Raw genomic sequence first — 13,683 nt, 5'->3', positions numbered from 1 at the left:
TATGACTCATCCAATTATTGCGGACTTAGAAAAGCGTTACACCACTAAAAGCTACGACCCTACTAAACGCATTTCAGCGGCCGATATGGAAGTGATTTACGAAGCCATGCGTCTGTCGGCGTCGTCGATTAATTCACAGCCGTGGAAGTTTGTCGTGATCGAGAGTGATGCGGCTAAGCAACGCTTTTACGACAGCTTCGCAAACAAATTTCAGTTCAACCAAAAGCACGCCAAAGCAGCGTCGCACATTATTTTGTTTGCCCACAAAACACATTACACCCGTGCCGATTACGATAAAGTCGTCGACAAAGGCATCGCTGATGGCCGCACCAAGCCTGAAGAGCGCGAAGCGGCGTACAGCTCGTTTCCATTTGCTGAGCTTAATACCGACGAAAACGGCAACACCGAAGCTTGGACCAAAGCGCAAACTTATCTAGCCTTGGGCAACACCCTACATACGCTAGCACGCCTTGGTATTGACTCAACGCCGCTTGAAGGGGTGGATCACGAAATGCTGAGCGAGCTGTTTGCTGATGAGCTACGTGGCTACCGCTGTGATGTTGGCTTGGCGCTGGGCTACCGTGACGAAAGCACGGATTACAATGCCGGTCTTGCTAAAACCCGTCTGGCGCGCGAAGACATCATGACGGTACTGTAAGCGCCTAGCCTCACATTTAAGTGAACGCCTGATGGGCTGACCGCCTGCGTCATCGTGCTATGATGCGCGCATGACCTTAGCCGACTTTAGCCCATCACGCGATAATCACTTTACGCTCCTGCGCCTGTGCTGCGCGGTGGGCGTATTGCTCAGCCACAGTGTGCTGGTGTTTTCCGGCACCGCGCTGCCATGGTCGATCGTTGGCATTCGCCTAGATCATGTTTTTGTCTGCGTGTTCTTCGCCATCAGTGGCTTTTTGATTTGTCGCAGTCTGCATCGCTCCCAAGACCTTCGCTACTACGCCTGCGCGCGCGCCGCACGCTTGCTCCCTGGGCTCATTGTTTTGCTTGGTCTCACTGTATTGGTAGCGGGTCCGCTTTTAACTGAGCTAAGGCTGGCAGACTATTTCAGCACAGCCTCCACATGGCGCTACCTACTCAATCTAAACCTACTCGACATACACACGCAGTTTCAGTTGCCTGGCGTGTTTCAGACAACGCCGTACCCGCATACCATCAATGCTTCACTTTGGACGCTGCCGATTGAGGCGTGGCTGTATGTGATGGTGGCGGTAGGCTTTTGCGTGTTAACAGCCACGTCCATTTCTTCCACTTACTGGCTTCGACGCCGCGCGCTTGGTTTGGCATTTATTGGCTACGTTCTACTGAGTGTCCTTGGGCATCGTGCGCTAAACACACGCACAGACGATGCTTGGGTAATGCTGATATTTGTCTGTGTGTTCTTAGCTGGCGCATTTATGTACCTAGCACGCCATACTCTGGTATTACGCTTCCGCTATGCGCTAGCGCTTTGTATCATGCTTTGGGCACTGCAACACACAGCGCTATTACCTGCGCTTGCTGGGCTTGCCATCAGTTACACCACGCTCACACTCGCCTATCTACCCCGTAATAAAATGCGCAGCTTGCAGCGCCTGGGGGATTACTCCTATGGGCTCTATATTTATGGTTTTTTAGTACAGCAGAGTGTCATTTATCTATGGCCTGAGCTGTCGTGGCCAGGCTTTGTATTACTCTCAAGTACGGTTACCTTCGCCTGTGCGATTGCTTCTTGGCATCTTGTCGAGCGCCCAGCACAACACAAAATTAAGCAACTGTTTCAGACCAAAATAAGGTAAACTGCGCCCGCGCACATACATTGATACCAAGGCAATGATTACGTCATCCTTCAAAAGGGAAGCTCTATGAAAAAGATCCTAATCGCTAAGCTTAATCTTGAGAAAACCTACTCAGGTGCGAGCCGTCATGTCCATGAAGAAGCACGCTTCCTAAAAGAAAAAGGCTATGAAGTACACATCATTGCTGAAGCGCTAAACATTCCAGATATCAAGGCCAGTGGCGGTATCCCGCACAAAGCTAAGCGCTATTTTTGGCAAAAGAAATCAGCGCGTCGTAAGCAGTTTAATAAGCAAGTATTGAAACTAGCAGAGCGCTTAAACGTTGACCTTATTATTGGCCACGGTGACTTCCAGCAACCTGATATTCACTTTATCCATAACTGTGTGCACTTGGCCTCGGAAAAGATCCATGGTCGACCATTAGCCGAAGACGATGAGCTGTATCAAACTCACACACCTATTCTTAAGAATCATACCTACAAACATATTGTGGCTAACTCAAAGATGATGAAAAACGAGCTGGTGCAACGCTTTAATGTGGCATCAGAAGATATTTCCATCATTTACCCCGCCATTGATGAGCAGCAGTTTAAGCGCGTGTCTACGCAGGAGCGCCAAACTATTCGCAGCAAGCTAGGGGTTCAAGACGATGAGTTTCTGGTGGGTCTAGTCACCTCTGGTGCATTCAAAAAGCGCGGCATTGACCGCTTCTTTAAAGCGATTGATTTACTGGCCCCCGAACTCGCGGAAAAAACCCATTTCGTCTATGTCGGCAAAGATAACTTAACGCCAGAATACCAAGCGATGCTGGATCAATCGCCTTACGCTCATCGTATTCGTCATCTACCGATTTCTAATGAAGTACAAGATTACTTCAATGCGTTGGATATCTTTGTTTTACCCGCCCGCATTGAAGAGTTTGGCCGCGTAGTAGCCGAAGCAATGGCCTGTGGCGCGCCAGTCATCACCACACAGTGGGTGGGTGCGAGTGAACTGATTAGTGGCGAAGCGGCAGACTTTATTTATGAAGGTTCTGACAATCAAGAGTTGGCAAACCTTATGACGACCCTGCTTGAGGATGAAGCACTGCGCCAACGCGTGTCGCTCGCTAACCAAGAGTCGGTCAAGCAAGTCTATGAGTCACGTTTACGTGATCAATTTGAAACCGTATTAAACACTTTTTTACGCTAATTAAGCTCAAAACACAGGCCTTTTATGACCGTTCTATTCATGACTCCTCCAATGACTCAGTTAAATACGCCCTATCCAGCGACGGCGTATCTGACAGGCTTTTTGCGTTCTCAAGGATACGAGGCGGTACAGCGGGACCCTGCGATTGAATTATTCTTAGAGATGATGACGCAGTCTGGATTAGACATTATGCGTCAGCATGTAGAGGATAATTTTGCCGAGTTTGACGACGATGAATTACCCGATGTGATCTACACCTTTTTGGCCGAATTTGATCGCTATCATCTGTGTGTCGAGCCTGTGATTCGCTTTTTACAAGGCAAAGACCCAAGTCTTGCGATGCGCATCAATAGCCGCCGTTTTTTACCGGAAGGTCCTGCCTTCGATGCCATTGCGCAAATGGAAGCAGTGTCGGGCGATGTGCTCAAAAGCGCCTTCGGCGACCTAGGTGTGCAGGATAAGGCCAAGTACTTAGCCACGCTGTTTATCAACGATTTATCCGCTGTCATCACCCAAGGGGTGGATCCTTACTTTGAAGTGAGCCGTTATGGCGAACGCCTCGCCGCCGCCAATCCAACGTTTGATGATTTGTACGATACGCTGATGGCAGAGCCAAGCTTTAGCTCAGAGATTTTAGAGCAGCTGGTCGAAGTGTATTTAGACGAAACTCAGCCTAGCGTGGTGGCACTGACCGTGCCATTCCCAGGCAACATGCTCGGTGCACTGCGAATTGCGCAGACCTGCAAAGAGCTAGCGCCAGATATTCCGGTGGTGATGGGCGGCGGTTTTATTAATACCGAACTGCGCGCTTTAAAAGACCCACGTGTGTTTGAATTCGTCGACTTTATCTGTGTCGACGATGGCGAACGCCCGTTTATGACCTTGCTCGAATACTTCGATGGTAAACGGGACGTCGATGAGCTGGTGCGCACCTACTTTTTAGCGCAAGACCAAGACGGCGAAGCGTTTGTTTACTTTAACGATAACAAAGACTTACACGACATCCCGCAGCTTGATGTGGGTGCACCTGTATACGACGGTTTGCCGCTGGACGAGTACTTGGCATTGTGCGAGATGCTTAACCCAATGCACCGCATTTGGAGCGATGGCCGCTGGAATAAATTGACCATTGCCCATGGCTGCTATTGGAAGAAGTGCAGCTTCTGCGATGTCAGCTTGGATTATATCGAGCGCTATGACTACGCGGGCGCCGATATTTTGGTGGATCGCATTGAGCAGTTGATCGAAGAAACCGGTCAAACAGGCTTCCATTTTGTTGACGAAGCCGCTCCACCGAAAGCACTGTTTGCGCTTGCTGAGCGTCTAATCGAGCGTGGCGTCGTGATCAGCTGGTGGGGCAATATTCGCTTTGAAAAGACCTTCACACCAGAAAAATGCCAACTGCTGGCAGACTCAGGCTGTATTGCCGTCAGCGGTGGTTTGGAAGTGGCTTCCGATCGTCTGCTAAAACTGATGAAAAAAGGCGTCAGTGTCGAGCAAGTCGCACGCGTCACCAAAGGCTTCAGCGATGCTGGCGTCCTAGTGCACGCCTACTTGATGTACGGCTTCCCAACACAAACCGAGCAAGAAACCGTCGATGCCCTCGAAATGGTACGCCAAATGATGTCACACGGCTGTTTCCAATCCGCTTACTGGCACCGCTTTGCAGCGACCATTCACAGCCCTATCGGCCTTAATCCTGAAGAATATGGCATCACCTTAGCCGAACGCCCTGAGACGCTGTTCGCGGAAAACGATGTAGACTTCTTTGACCCCACTGGCACCGATCATGACATGCTCGGCCAAGGGTTACGCAAAGCGCTGTACAACTTCATGCACGGCATAGGCTACGACCAACCCATGAGCTTTTGGTTTGATCAACCTGTGGCACGCACCACGGTGAACAAAAACCTGATCAGCAATGCCATTAGCCAGCTCATCATGAGTGCCTAAATAAGACACTTACACGATGTCGCTAAGTGCCGTGTAAATAAATGACTTTCCAGCGCACAAGCCTTGCATCACAGCAAGGCATTCGTCATCTTAAGCACTCATACATTCACGCTATTGATCAGTTTTAAGATGAGACGCTATGTACACGGATGAAGATCTAGAACAGGCGACACGTAAGGGGATTTTTCGCTCTGCTGACGTGCAAGCCTTTCGCCAGATGGTCGAACAACAACGCCACAGCCCCAGTGTCGACGAAGAAAATATTCGTTTGATTTCAAGCTTCAATGACATTTTTGTCGTCATTGCGATCAGTCTATTTTTATACTCCATTTCCTTGTTAGGCGATGCCTATGCGCCAGCTCTTGGCTCGGCCATGGTCGCCGCTGCGTCTTGGTTGTTGGCGGAGTTTTTCGTCAGGCGTCGTCATATGGCGCTGCCAGCGATTGTCTTGGTTGCGTATTTTGCCGGCAGCTTGTTCTCGGCGGTCATGCTGACCTTTGAAACATTGCATCAAAACGCCGTATTGTTGGCCGCTGCGGTAACCGTTGCGGGTACCTTTTGCCATTGGCAACGCTTTCGAGTGCCGATCACCATTGCCGCTGGCGCCGTACCGGCAGTGATCTTTTTGTTTAGCGGCTTAGTGAGCCTCTTTCCGCGCTTACAAAACCTTAATTACCTTGATGAAGCCGCTCTGATCGCGGGCCTAATCTTGTTTGCCATGGCGCTGTGGTGGGATCGCCAAGACTTAGCGCGCACTAAGCGCCAGTCCGACATCGCCTTTTGGTTGCATCTGTGCGCTTCGCCTTTGATCGTTCATGCGGCCTTTTATAACCTAATCATCGCACCTACTGCTGGTGCTCATATTGCCAGTTTTATCGCACTCTACGCGCTACTCACAGTGCTATCGCTTATCATTGATCGACGTGCGTTTATGGTGTCAGCCTTGGTCTATGTGTTGTATGCCACGGTGGACTTTATGGACACCTATGGGGGCGTCGAAAACAGCGCGGCACTGGTCGGTATCGCCGTGGGCTTCTCGTTGCTGATCTTGTCTGGATTTTGGCATGTGGCACGTCAACAAGTGCTGCGGCTCTTGCCTGAGGCAATCCGCTCGCGCGTGCCTCGCTAACCCTGCTAAAACACAATGAAACAGTAACTAAACAGGCAATTTTGCACCTCTGTGTTAGGCTTAAAGAAGGCTCAAGGATGCAACACGCATAAGAATATTTATAAATAGAACAATAGGATGGTGCTATGCAGTTTGGTGATTCTCAGATTGTTTTGTTGGCCGTTGCGCTTTCTTTAGGCTTATTAATTGGCATCGAACGCGGCTTTAAATACCGCGATCAAAAAGAAGGTTCTCGCGTAGCGGGATTGCGGACCTATGCGCTGATCTCTTTGCTTGGCGCGGTCGCGGCGATGCTCAGTGAATCCGTCAACGTCTATTTATTGGGCGTTTTCTTCATTGCCCTAGCATTGGCATTAACCGCCTCGTATGTGGTCAACAGCACCCGCGAGCGCGCCTCTTTAACCTCACTGATCGCCTCGTTGCTGACGTTTAGTTATGGCGCCATGGTGATGCTGGGCTACGTCGTCGAAGCCTCCTCTTTGGCGGTAATTACCGCCCTTCTATTAAGCCTTAAAGGCGAGCTACATCGCTGGCTTTTGTTGTTTGAAAAGAAAGAGCTATGGGCCGCCTTAGAGTTGCTGGTCATTTCTGTGGTGATTCTCTCGGTCATTCCCAACGAAGATATGGGCCCTTGGGACGCGCTGAATCCTTATGAAATCTGGTGGATGGTGGTACTGATCGCCAGTATCTCGTTTGTCAGCTATTTCGCGATGAAGTTTGCTGGTGCCCGCAAAGGCATTATGGCGACAGCACTGTTTGCAGGCTTCGCTTCATCGACGGCGCTGACACTGCAATTCTCGCGCATGGCCAAACAAGTACCGGCGGCCTCGCCCTTACTGGCGGCTGGGGTGCTGTTTGCCTGCGGCACCATGTACCCGCGTGTGTTATTAGTCGCTGGCGTGATTAACCCTGATCTGATTACGCCTCTGGCTATCCCTGTTTTAATCATGGCTCTGCTGACTTATCTACCCGCCCTATGGTTTTGGTATCAAGGGAATCAAAGTGTCCCCGAAGATGTCGCGCCTCCGGCATCGCCATTATCGTTATGGTCGGCGTTAGGATTTGGTGCCTTGCTAACGGTTATTCTACTGCTCAGCAGCGGCTTAAAAGCCACCCTTGGGGATGCTGGGGTACTCTTGCTAGCGGCCGCATCAGGGGTAGCCGATGTGGACCCGATCAACTTGTCATTGTCCGGCATGAGCCGTGAAGGATTGGCACTCAATACCGCGGTGCTCGGGATCGTGATCGCGGCCACCGTTAATGGCTTGCTCAAAGCTGGCATGACTGCCGCCATCGGTGGCCGCGCCATGCTTCGCGCTAGCCTGCCCTTGGTGTTTACCAGTGTGGTCGGCTTAGGTATCGCTTGGTTTGTCTAAGCGTGCATAGAACGTGCGCTATTTTTGAGCCAGATAAGCGCATTGCTAGCTTACGTCATAGCATTGTCAAAGCCCTAACCTAAACAACCATATTGTTGGCATTGTGCTGTGTAGTCGCATGCTTCTAAGCGATGCTACTTTGAATGGACGATGTAGCCGTTAGGAGGATTTGATTATGTTTAAAAAGCTATTAGCCAGCGCCGGTATTGGTAACGCCACAGTCGAGGCAGTCATGCTTTCACCCACGTTACAAGCGGGTGAACCGTTCGAACTAGAAGTCACCATCCAAGGTGGCGAGGTCGCGCAAGAAGTCCAAGGATTGGCCTTTGCCATTATGACTGGCGCTCATGCGCAAACTCATGATGGCAAGCACGAGTTCGTCAAAAACGTGGTGTTACAAGAATGGTGGCAAGAATTAAACATCACAGTGCAAGCGGGCGAAACCCTGACAAAAACGTTCACCCTAACGCTACATACCGAAATCCCTGCCACCGAACTCATGGGCGAGCAGATCGCCAACGTTTGGCTCCAGACAGGGCTAGACATCAAATACGGATTAGATGGTTCTGACCAAGAGCCATTGGTCATTCTGCCAAGAGCCACGCAACTGGCAGTACTCAAATGCCTTAACCAAAGCGGCTATCGTTTATTCAAGTCAGACATCGAAGTCGGACGCGCTCAAACCCCCGACTTCATCTCGCATCTGCCATGCTACCAAGAGTATGAGTTCAAACCTGAGAGCCGCTCTTGGCTAGGTATTCAAGAGATCGAAGCTACCTTCGTCGATAACGACAACGAAACCGGCCTCTTGCTAGAAGTTGATCGAGCCTTCCAAAGCGACGGCTACCGCAGTGTCTCGATTCCGAACCACTGCACCACCGTCGCCGAAGTGAAGCCCTACATCCAGCAGATACTAGGCCGCAGCAGCCGAGCTAGGGCCTGCGCCTAAGCTGAGCGTTACGACACTTAGGTTGAAACGCACTTTATAACCTTGCCAAGGACGCGAGCGTGACTTACCAAGCCCATGCGCTCGCTGGAGGTCGACGCCGCCAAATTGTCTCCTTGGAGCGTCAAACCATGGGGTAGGATCGCGGCGATACGTTTAATAATGATGTCGAATTGCGGGTGCTGCACCACGACGACATCTCCCGCATGCAGGTTGAGTAAGCAGGTGCGGGTGATGACATAATCACCGTGATGCAGGGTCGGGGACATGCTGTCCCCGTGTACGCGAAAGCAGCGTAGCGGCCACCAATTAAGGCGCATTAATCACCCAATTTGGCATATACCACAGGAACTGAAGGTGGGAACGGCGCGGTAGCCGTGTACGTTTCGATGCCTTTTGTGGTCCAAAAGGCTGCCGCAAATTCATTGATTAGGCTTATAAAGTTTTCGGCTTTATCGCGTTCGATGCCTTGCTTGCACGCAGAGCCTGCCAACATGATGCGATGTACAAGATCGCTGATGTCTGGGTATTGCTCAAATTGCGGCTGTTTAAAATAGTCGCCCCAGATCACTCGCACTTCATGCTTGGCTTTTTCAGCGTGGGTTTCTTTCTCTGCCACGACACGTGCTAATTGGGCGTGATCGGCGATGCTTAGTGACTCTTTCGCGCTTAGTTCGGCGATCAAATCCATCATCCGCAAGACGCTTAACGCCGAATATTGCGCCATGTAAGGATCGTAAATTTTACAGGGAATATCACAATGGGCAGACGCTTGCTCCAGCGTCAGCAGGCGATCTAGTTTACTTAACATACCGTGTAACATTAGGATTCTCCTTGATCTCGCTTCGCTTTGATTTGTTTACGAATTTGCCAAGCGGCAGCACCGAGCACGACAGCAATGCCAATGAAAAATAAAGCATGCACGGCAGGGCTGCTCCAATGGGAGTGATCGTGGCCAGGATGGGCCAGCGCAGCACTGGTGGCCGTCAGCGCAACGGCGCTAGTGAAAACACGCGTTAACATAACAAAGACTCCTTTAGACTATGAATGAGTGGGTACATTAGGAGGCACCGGACGCCTGTGGCGCAGCGGCAGGTTGTGGCGGCACGTCTAAAATGTCGTAAGCATAGGTTTTGGTCAGCGTTAAAAACTCTTGCTTAACACGCGTCAGCGCCTGCGCCACATAACCGACGATGGGGTTGCTTTGTGGGAAACGACATTGAAAACGGCGCAGATCCAAGCTCAAGGTACTGTACGTGTCGATCGCGTCGGAGAATTGCTCTAAGCGGCACTGGGTTTCAGCGAGATTCAAATCACTGACCACCAGCGCCATCACCGCGGCTTTGGTATCAAACCATTGTCCTAAGTATTCGCGTGCGCACGCTGAGGCTTGTTGGTAATGCTCAAGTGCTTGCTGATTTTGACCGGCGCTAAAAGCGTGATTGCCGGCGACGATGACGTGTTTCCAGTTTTCCATTGGATGCCCCTCCAAGAATGAAAATGCCAAACAATAATAATCATTATCATTTGCGTTTGTCTATCCCTGGAGTAAAAATGTTGATCACTTTCTAGGCATTGATTCGATTAGCACAGCTGATGGAGCCACTCTTTGAATAACTGCACCGTCAAATCCTCGACTTTAGCGGGCGGAACAGCAGAGAAGTAGCCATTAGAAGATTGGGTTTTAAACTCAGGAAACGCCACTAATAACTGATTGTTTAGCATGTCGTCTAATAGCGCACTCCAGCCTAATGCCACACCTTGTCCGGCAATGGCTGCTTGCACCAACAGCGTGTAATTATCAAACTCCATCATGGTCTGAGCCGGTGACCACGCCGCATTATGCTGGGCAAACAAACGTTCCCAAACCATCCATTTTTCATCCGGCTGGGCATGCAGTTTTAGCAGCGGCGCTTGGGTCAAATCTTCGAGCGTGGCAAAGGGGCCATATTCCGCTAATAATCGCGGACTGCAGACCGGAAATACCTCTTCTTCAAACAGCTTTTCCGTGACTAAGCCCTTGTGCACGCCATCACTGAAAACAATCGCCAAATCAATATCTTGCAGCGCCACATCGGCATTGGATTGTGACGTATGCAAACGAATTTCGACATTGGGGTACAGCCTACGAAACTCAGGTAACCGCGGCATCAGCCAGTAGGCGGCAAAGGCAAAATCGGTCGCCACATTGAGGCGCGGCGTGTCACGTTTATTACGAATAAAACTGATGGTTTTACGAATCTCACTGAAACTGGATTGAGTGGTTTTCAGCAAGATGTGACCTTCATCGGTCAGCTCCACGCCGCGATAGACACGGCGAAACAGCATCACCCCTAAAAACGCCTCCAGCGCTTTGACCTGCTGACTGATCGCCGGCTGTGTCGTGCCCAGCTCGCGCGCCGCGCCGGTAAAGCTTAGATGTCGCGCCGAAGACTCAAACACTACCAACATCTGCAGCGGCGGCATATCGCCATCGTTTAACATAAGCTCACCTTATCTTACTCATAAATTTTTAGTCAGTTTACAGCATTAAGATTTCCCTTCAATCTATAACACATAAGGACTTCAGCGCTGAAGTAGTATTAATCAAGCTTATTTATAAACGCATCTGGAGTAATCGAGCATGGCGCACAAAAAACCTAATATTCTTTTCATCATGGCGGACCAAATGGCCGCTTCGGCACTGCCGTTTTACGGCGGCAAAACCGCCAAAGTGCCAAACCTTGCTGGCTTAGCTGAGCGCGGCGTGGTGTTTGACTCGGCTTATACCAACAGCCCTCTGTGTGCGCCATCACGCTATGTACTGATGACAGGGCAACTGCCGACTCGTATCGGCGCATGGGACAATGCCGCGGACTTCCCAGCGGATATCCCGACGTTCCCTTACTACCTACGTACCCAAGGCTACAAAACCGCGCTGTCTGGCAAAATGCACTTCTGTGGCCCCGATCAGCTACACGGTTTTGAGCACCGCTTAACCACCGATATTTACCCGGCCGACTACGGCTGGTTCCCCAACTGGGACGACCCAGACACGCGCCCAACTTGGTATCACAACATGGGCTCTGTGCTAGAAGCGGGCACTTGCGTGCGCAGTAACCAGCTCGATTTTGACGACGAGGTCGTGTTCCACGCCGAGCGTTACCTATACGACTACGCACGCAGCAAAAAAGAGCAGCCGTTTTGTCTGACCGTGTCGATGACACACCCACACGACCCTTACGCGATTACGCAAGAATACTGGGATCGCTACGATCACGATGAAATCGATCTGCCGAAGATTCGTATTCCAGAAGAAGAGCAAGATCCGCATTCGCGCCGTCTGCAGGATGTGTTTGCTTACTACGATCAAGAGATTACTGATGAAGACATTCGCAACGCGCGCCACGCTTACTACGGCGCCTGCAGCTACGTCGATGATCAAGTAGGGCGCCTACTAAAAGCCCTAAAAGACTGTAACCTAGATGAAGACACCATCATTGTCTTCTCCGGCGACCATGGCGACATGCTGGGCGAGCGTAACCTATGGTTCAAAATGTCATACTTCGAAGGCTCAGCGCGCGTGCCATTGATCGTCTCTGCACCGGATCGCTTCCAGCCGAAACGTGTGAAAGAGTCAGTCTCCACCATGGACTTGCTGCCGACGTTTGTCGACTGGGCCACCGGCGGCGAAGGCATGGAATATGCGATGCCTATCGATGGCCGCACACTCACGCCACACATAGAAGGCAAAGCGGGCGGACACGATGAAGTGATTGGCGAATACTGTGGCGAAGGGGCGATCGCGCCACTGTTTATGATTCGCCGTGGCCAATACAAATACGTGCACTGTCATATTGACCCAGACCAGCTGTACGACCTTGAGAAAGACCCGTTAGAGCTGAACAACTTAGCCAACGATGAAGCCTACGCCAACGTCGTACAAGCTTTCCGCGACGAGGCGCTGCAACGTTGGGATTCTGAGGCCATTACCGAAGCCGTGAAGATCAGTCAGCGCCGTCGTCGTTTGATCGTGCGCGCAGTGGGCGAGGGCGAGACCAACATCGCTTGGGATCACCAGCCGTACTTCCCAGCGACCGAAATGTACATGCGTAATCACATTGATTTGGATGACCTCGAAGCCAAATCCCGTTACCCAAAAGTTCACTAAAGCATTTGACGCGCCCTATGGGCGCGTCATAGTTTGTATAGAAATCAACCAAAAAGATAAGAACGCTCCATGTAAACATAACAACATAACATCACTGAGGAACCGATTCATGAAACCACTGAGCCCGACTCATACTCTGCTTGCCACCCTGATCTCTGTCTCTGCTAGCGGCGCACTGGCCGCCGTCCCCGAACAATGCCAAACGGTCACGCTGACCGACCCAGGCTGGACCGACATCGGCGCCACCAATGGCTTAGCGACGACCGTACTCGAAGCCCTCGGCTATGAGACAGACATCAAATTATTGGCGGTGCCCATTGGTTTCGAAAGCCTCAAAAATGGTCAGATTGATGTCTTCTTAGGCAACTGGATGCCCGCGCAAACCGCGTTTATCGAGCAATATCAAGACAACCTTGATGTGATCCGCACCAATTTAGAAGGAGTGAAATTCACCCTTGCCGTGCCGGAGTACATGTACGATCAAGGCATCCAAGATTTTAGTGACCTGCAAGCGCACGCGCGCGAGTTTGGCGAGCGCATCTACGGTATTGGCGCGGGCTCTCCGGCTAATCAAAACCTGATGGATATGATCGATAAAAACGACTTTGGCCTTGGTGAGTGGCGTGTGGTGGAATCCGGCGAACAAGCCATGTTGGCGCAAGTAGCGCGTGCGGTTAAACGTGAAAAGGCAATTGTCTTCCTCGCGTGGGAGCCGCACCCAATGAACGTTAACTTCGATCTTAAATATTTGTCCGGCGGCGATGACTACTTTGGCCCAAATTATGGCGGCGCCACGATCCAAACCGTCACCCGTAAAGGCTATGCCAGCGACTGTGGCAACGTCACCCAACTACTAGAAAACATGGCCTTCACGCTGGATATGGAAAACACCGTCATCGCCATGACCGATGAAGGCATGAGCGCCAACGAAGCCGCCAGCAAATGGCTGCAAGACAATCCAGATGTGTTAGATAACTGGCTAGAAGGTGTTACCACGACCTCGGGCCAACCAGGCTTAGCCGCTGTAAAAAGCGAGCTGGGGCTGTAGGCTCACACAAAAGAGCATACAACACCTACTTATACCCACTGGCGCCGCTTGTCAGTGGGTCTTTTTAGGGCTTTGTGGAAATTCGGGCAATTGC

The 13,683-nt window shown here is 51.0% G+C and carries 14 protein-coding genes; 9 read left to right on the top strand and 5 right to left on the bottom strand.

Annotated features, from left to right (window positions below; genetic code table 11):
* The first annotated feature begins 1 nt into the window (after position 1).
* The 7 genes from JQX58_RS06590 (at position 2) to JQX58_RS06560 (ending at position 8,394) form a co-directional block, all read left to right on the top strand.
* Positions 2-658: a nitroreductase family protein gene (locus JQX58_RS06590; protein ID WP_204146041.1), complete on the top strand. Its 657-nt coding sequence runs from the start codon at positions 2-4 to the stop codon at positions 656-658.
* Between the two features lie 70 nt (positions 659-728).
* Positions 729-1,796 carry an acyltransferase family protein gene (locus JQX58_RS06585; RefSeq protein ID WP_204146040.1) on the top strand — a complete coding sequence of 356 codons (1,068 nt, stop codon included), beginning with the start codon at positions 729-731 and terminating at the stop codon, positions 1,794-1,796.
* A 66-nt stretch (positions 1,797-1,862) separates the two neighbouring features.
* Positions 1,863-2,987, top strand: a complete 1,125-nt coding sequence (locus JQX58_RS06580) for a glycosyltransferase family 4 protein (RefSeq protein WP_204146039.1) — start codon at positions 1,863-1,865, stop codon at positions 2,985-2,987.
* 51 nt (positions 2,988-3,038) lie between these two features.
* Complete coding sequence (locus JQX58_RS06575; RefSeq protein ID WP_239090204.1) at positions 3,039-4,940, top strand: B12-binding domain-containing radical SAM protein; 1,902 nt, start codon at positions 3,039-3,041, stop codon at positions 4,938-4,940.
* A gap of 139 nt (positions 4,941-5,079) precedes the next feature.
* Positions 5,080-6,069 (top strand): hypothetical protein, encoded by a 990-nt coding sequence (locus JQX58_RS06570; protein WP_204146037.1) that lies wholly within the window; start codon positions 5,080-5,082, stop codon positions 6,067-6,069.
* Positions 6,070-6,194: 125 nt separating this feature from the next.
* Entirely contained in the window at positions 6,195-7,445 is a 1,251-nt protein-coding gene (locus JQX58_RS06565; RefSeq protein ID WP_204146036.1) for an MgtC/SapB family protein, read from the top strand.
* Between the two features lie 175 nt (positions 7,446-7,620).
* Positions 7,621-8,394 carry a sporulation protein gene (locus JQX58_RS06560; protein ID WP_204146035.1) on the top strand — a complete coding sequence of 258 codons (774 nt, stop codon included), beginning with the start codon at positions 7,621-7,623 and terminating at the stop codon, positions 8,392-8,394.
* Positions 8,395-8,411: 17 nt separating this feature from the next.
* Here the strand turns inward: JQX58_RS06560 and sodX are convergent, their stop codons facing one another.
* The 5 genes from sodX to JQX58_RS06535 form a co-directional block, all read right to left on the bottom strand.
* Entirely contained in the window at positions 8,412-8,711 is a 300-nt protein-coding gene (gene sodX, locus JQX58_RS06555; protein ID WP_275412747.1) for a nickel-type superoxide dismutase maturation protease, read from the bottom strand.
* Positions 8,711-9,214, bottom strand: coding sequence for a superoxide dismutase, Ni (gene sodN / locus JQX58_RS06550; protein WP_204146033.1), 504 nt, complete (start codon positions 9,212-9,214; stop codon positions 8,711-8,713). The genes sodX and sodN overlap by 1 nt, the downstream gene beginning before the upstream one ends.
* Entirely contained in the window at positions 9,214-9,414 is a 201-nt protein-coding gene (locus tag JQX58_RS06545) for a hypothetical protein (RefSeq protein WP_204146032.1), read from the bottom strand. Before JQX58_RS06545 ends, sodN begins: the two co-directional genes overlap by 1 nt.
* A 37-nt stretch (positions 9,415-9,451) precedes the next feature.
* A complete protein-coding gene (locus JQX58_RS06540) occupies positions 9,452-9,868 on the bottom strand; it encodes a tetratricopeptide repeat protein (RefSeq protein ID WP_204146031.1) in 417 nt (138 codons plus the stop codon).
* Between the two features lie 107 nt (positions 9,869-9,975).
* Entirely contained in the window at positions 9,976-10,875 is a 900-nt protein-coding gene (locus JQX58_RS06535) for a choline sulfate utilization transcriptional regulator (protein ID WP_204146030.1), read from the bottom strand.
* Positions 10,876-11,014: 139 nt separating this feature from the next.
* Here JQX58_RS06535 and betC point away from each other — a divergent pair, with 139 nt between their 5' ends.
* Positions 11,015-12,541, top strand: coding sequence for a choline-sulfatase (betC, locus tag JQX58_RS06530; protein WP_204146029.1), 1,527 nt, complete (start codon positions 11,015-11,017; stop codon positions 12,539-12,541).
* A gap of 109 nt (positions 12,542-12,650) precedes the next feature.
* Positions 12,651-13,589, top strand: a complete 939-nt coding sequence (choX, locus tag JQX58_RS06525) for a choline ABC transporter substrate-binding protein (protein ID WP_204146028.1) — start codon at positions 12,651-12,653, stop codon at positions 13,587-13,589.
* Positions 13,590-13,683 lie beyond the last annotated feature (94 nt).

The sequence above is a fragment of the Marinomonas ostreistagni genome (assembly GCF_016888445.1).
GTDB lineage: Bacteria > Pseudomonadota > Gammaproteobacteria > Pseudomonadales > Marinomonadaceae > Marinomonas > Marinomonas ostreistagni.
This window is presented reverse-complemented; position numbering and strand designations above follow the sequence as displayed.

What these genes read in the sequence shown, in the direction of transcription:
- JQX58_RS06590 (WP_204146041.1), top strand. Translation starts at nt 2, where the DNA reads ATGACTCATCCAATTATTGCGGACTTAGAAAAGCGTTACACCACTAAA.
- JQX58_RS06585 (WP_204146040.1), top strand. Translation starts at nt 729, where the DNA reads ATGACCTTAGCCGACTTTAGCCCATCACGCGATAATCACTTTACGCTC.
- JQX58_RS06580 (WP_204146039.1), top strand. Translation starts at nt 1,863, where the DNA reads ATGAAAAAGATCCTAATCGCTAAGCTTAATCTTGAGAAAACCTACTCA.
- JQX58_RS06575 (WP_239090204.1), top strand. Translation starts at nt 3,039, where the DNA reads ATGACTCAGTTAAATACGCCCTATCCAGCGACGGCGTATCTGACAGGC.
- JQX58_RS06570 (WP_204146037.1), top strand. Translation starts at nt 5,080, where the DNA reads ATGTACACGGATGAAGATCTAGAACAGGCGACACGTAAGGGGATTTTT.
- JQX58_RS06565 (WP_204146036.1), top strand. Translation starts at nt 6,195, where the DNA reads ATGCAGTTTGGTGATTCTCAGATTGTTTTGTTGGCCGTTGCGCTTTCT.
- JQX58_RS06560 (WP_204146035.1), top strand. Translation starts at nt 7,621, where the DNA reads ATGTTTAAAAAGCTATTAGCCAGCGCCGGTATTGGTAACGCCACAGTC.
- sodX (WP_275412747.1), bottom strand. Translation starts at nt 8,711, where the DNA reads ATGCGCCTTAATTGGTGGCCGCTACGCTGCTTTCGCGTACACGGGGAC.
- sodN (WP_204146033.1), bottom strand. Translation starts at nt 9,214, where the DNA reads ATGTTACACGGTATGTTAAGTAAACTAGATCGCCTGCTGACGCTGGAG.
- JQX58_RS06545 (WP_204146032.1), bottom strand. Translation starts at nt 9,414, where the DNA reads ATGTTAACGCGTGTTTTCACTAGCGCCGTTGCGCTGACGGCCACCAGT.
- JQX58_RS06540 (WP_204146031.1), bottom strand. Translation starts at nt 9,868, where the DNA reads ATGGAAAACTGGAAACACGTCATCGTCGCCGGCAATCACGCTTTTAGC.
- JQX58_RS06535 (WP_204146030.1), bottom strand. Translation starts at nt 10,875, where the DNA reads ATGTTAAACGATGGCGATATGCCGCCGCTGCAGATGTTGGTAGTGTTT.
- betC (WP_204146029.1), top strand. Translation starts at nt 11,015, where the DNA reads ATGGCGCACAAAAAACCTAATATTCTTTTCATCATGGCGGACCAAATG.
- choX (WP_204146028.1), top strand. Translation starts at nt 12,651, where the DNA reads ATGAAACCACTGAGCCCGACTCATACTCTGCTTGCCACCCTGATCTCT.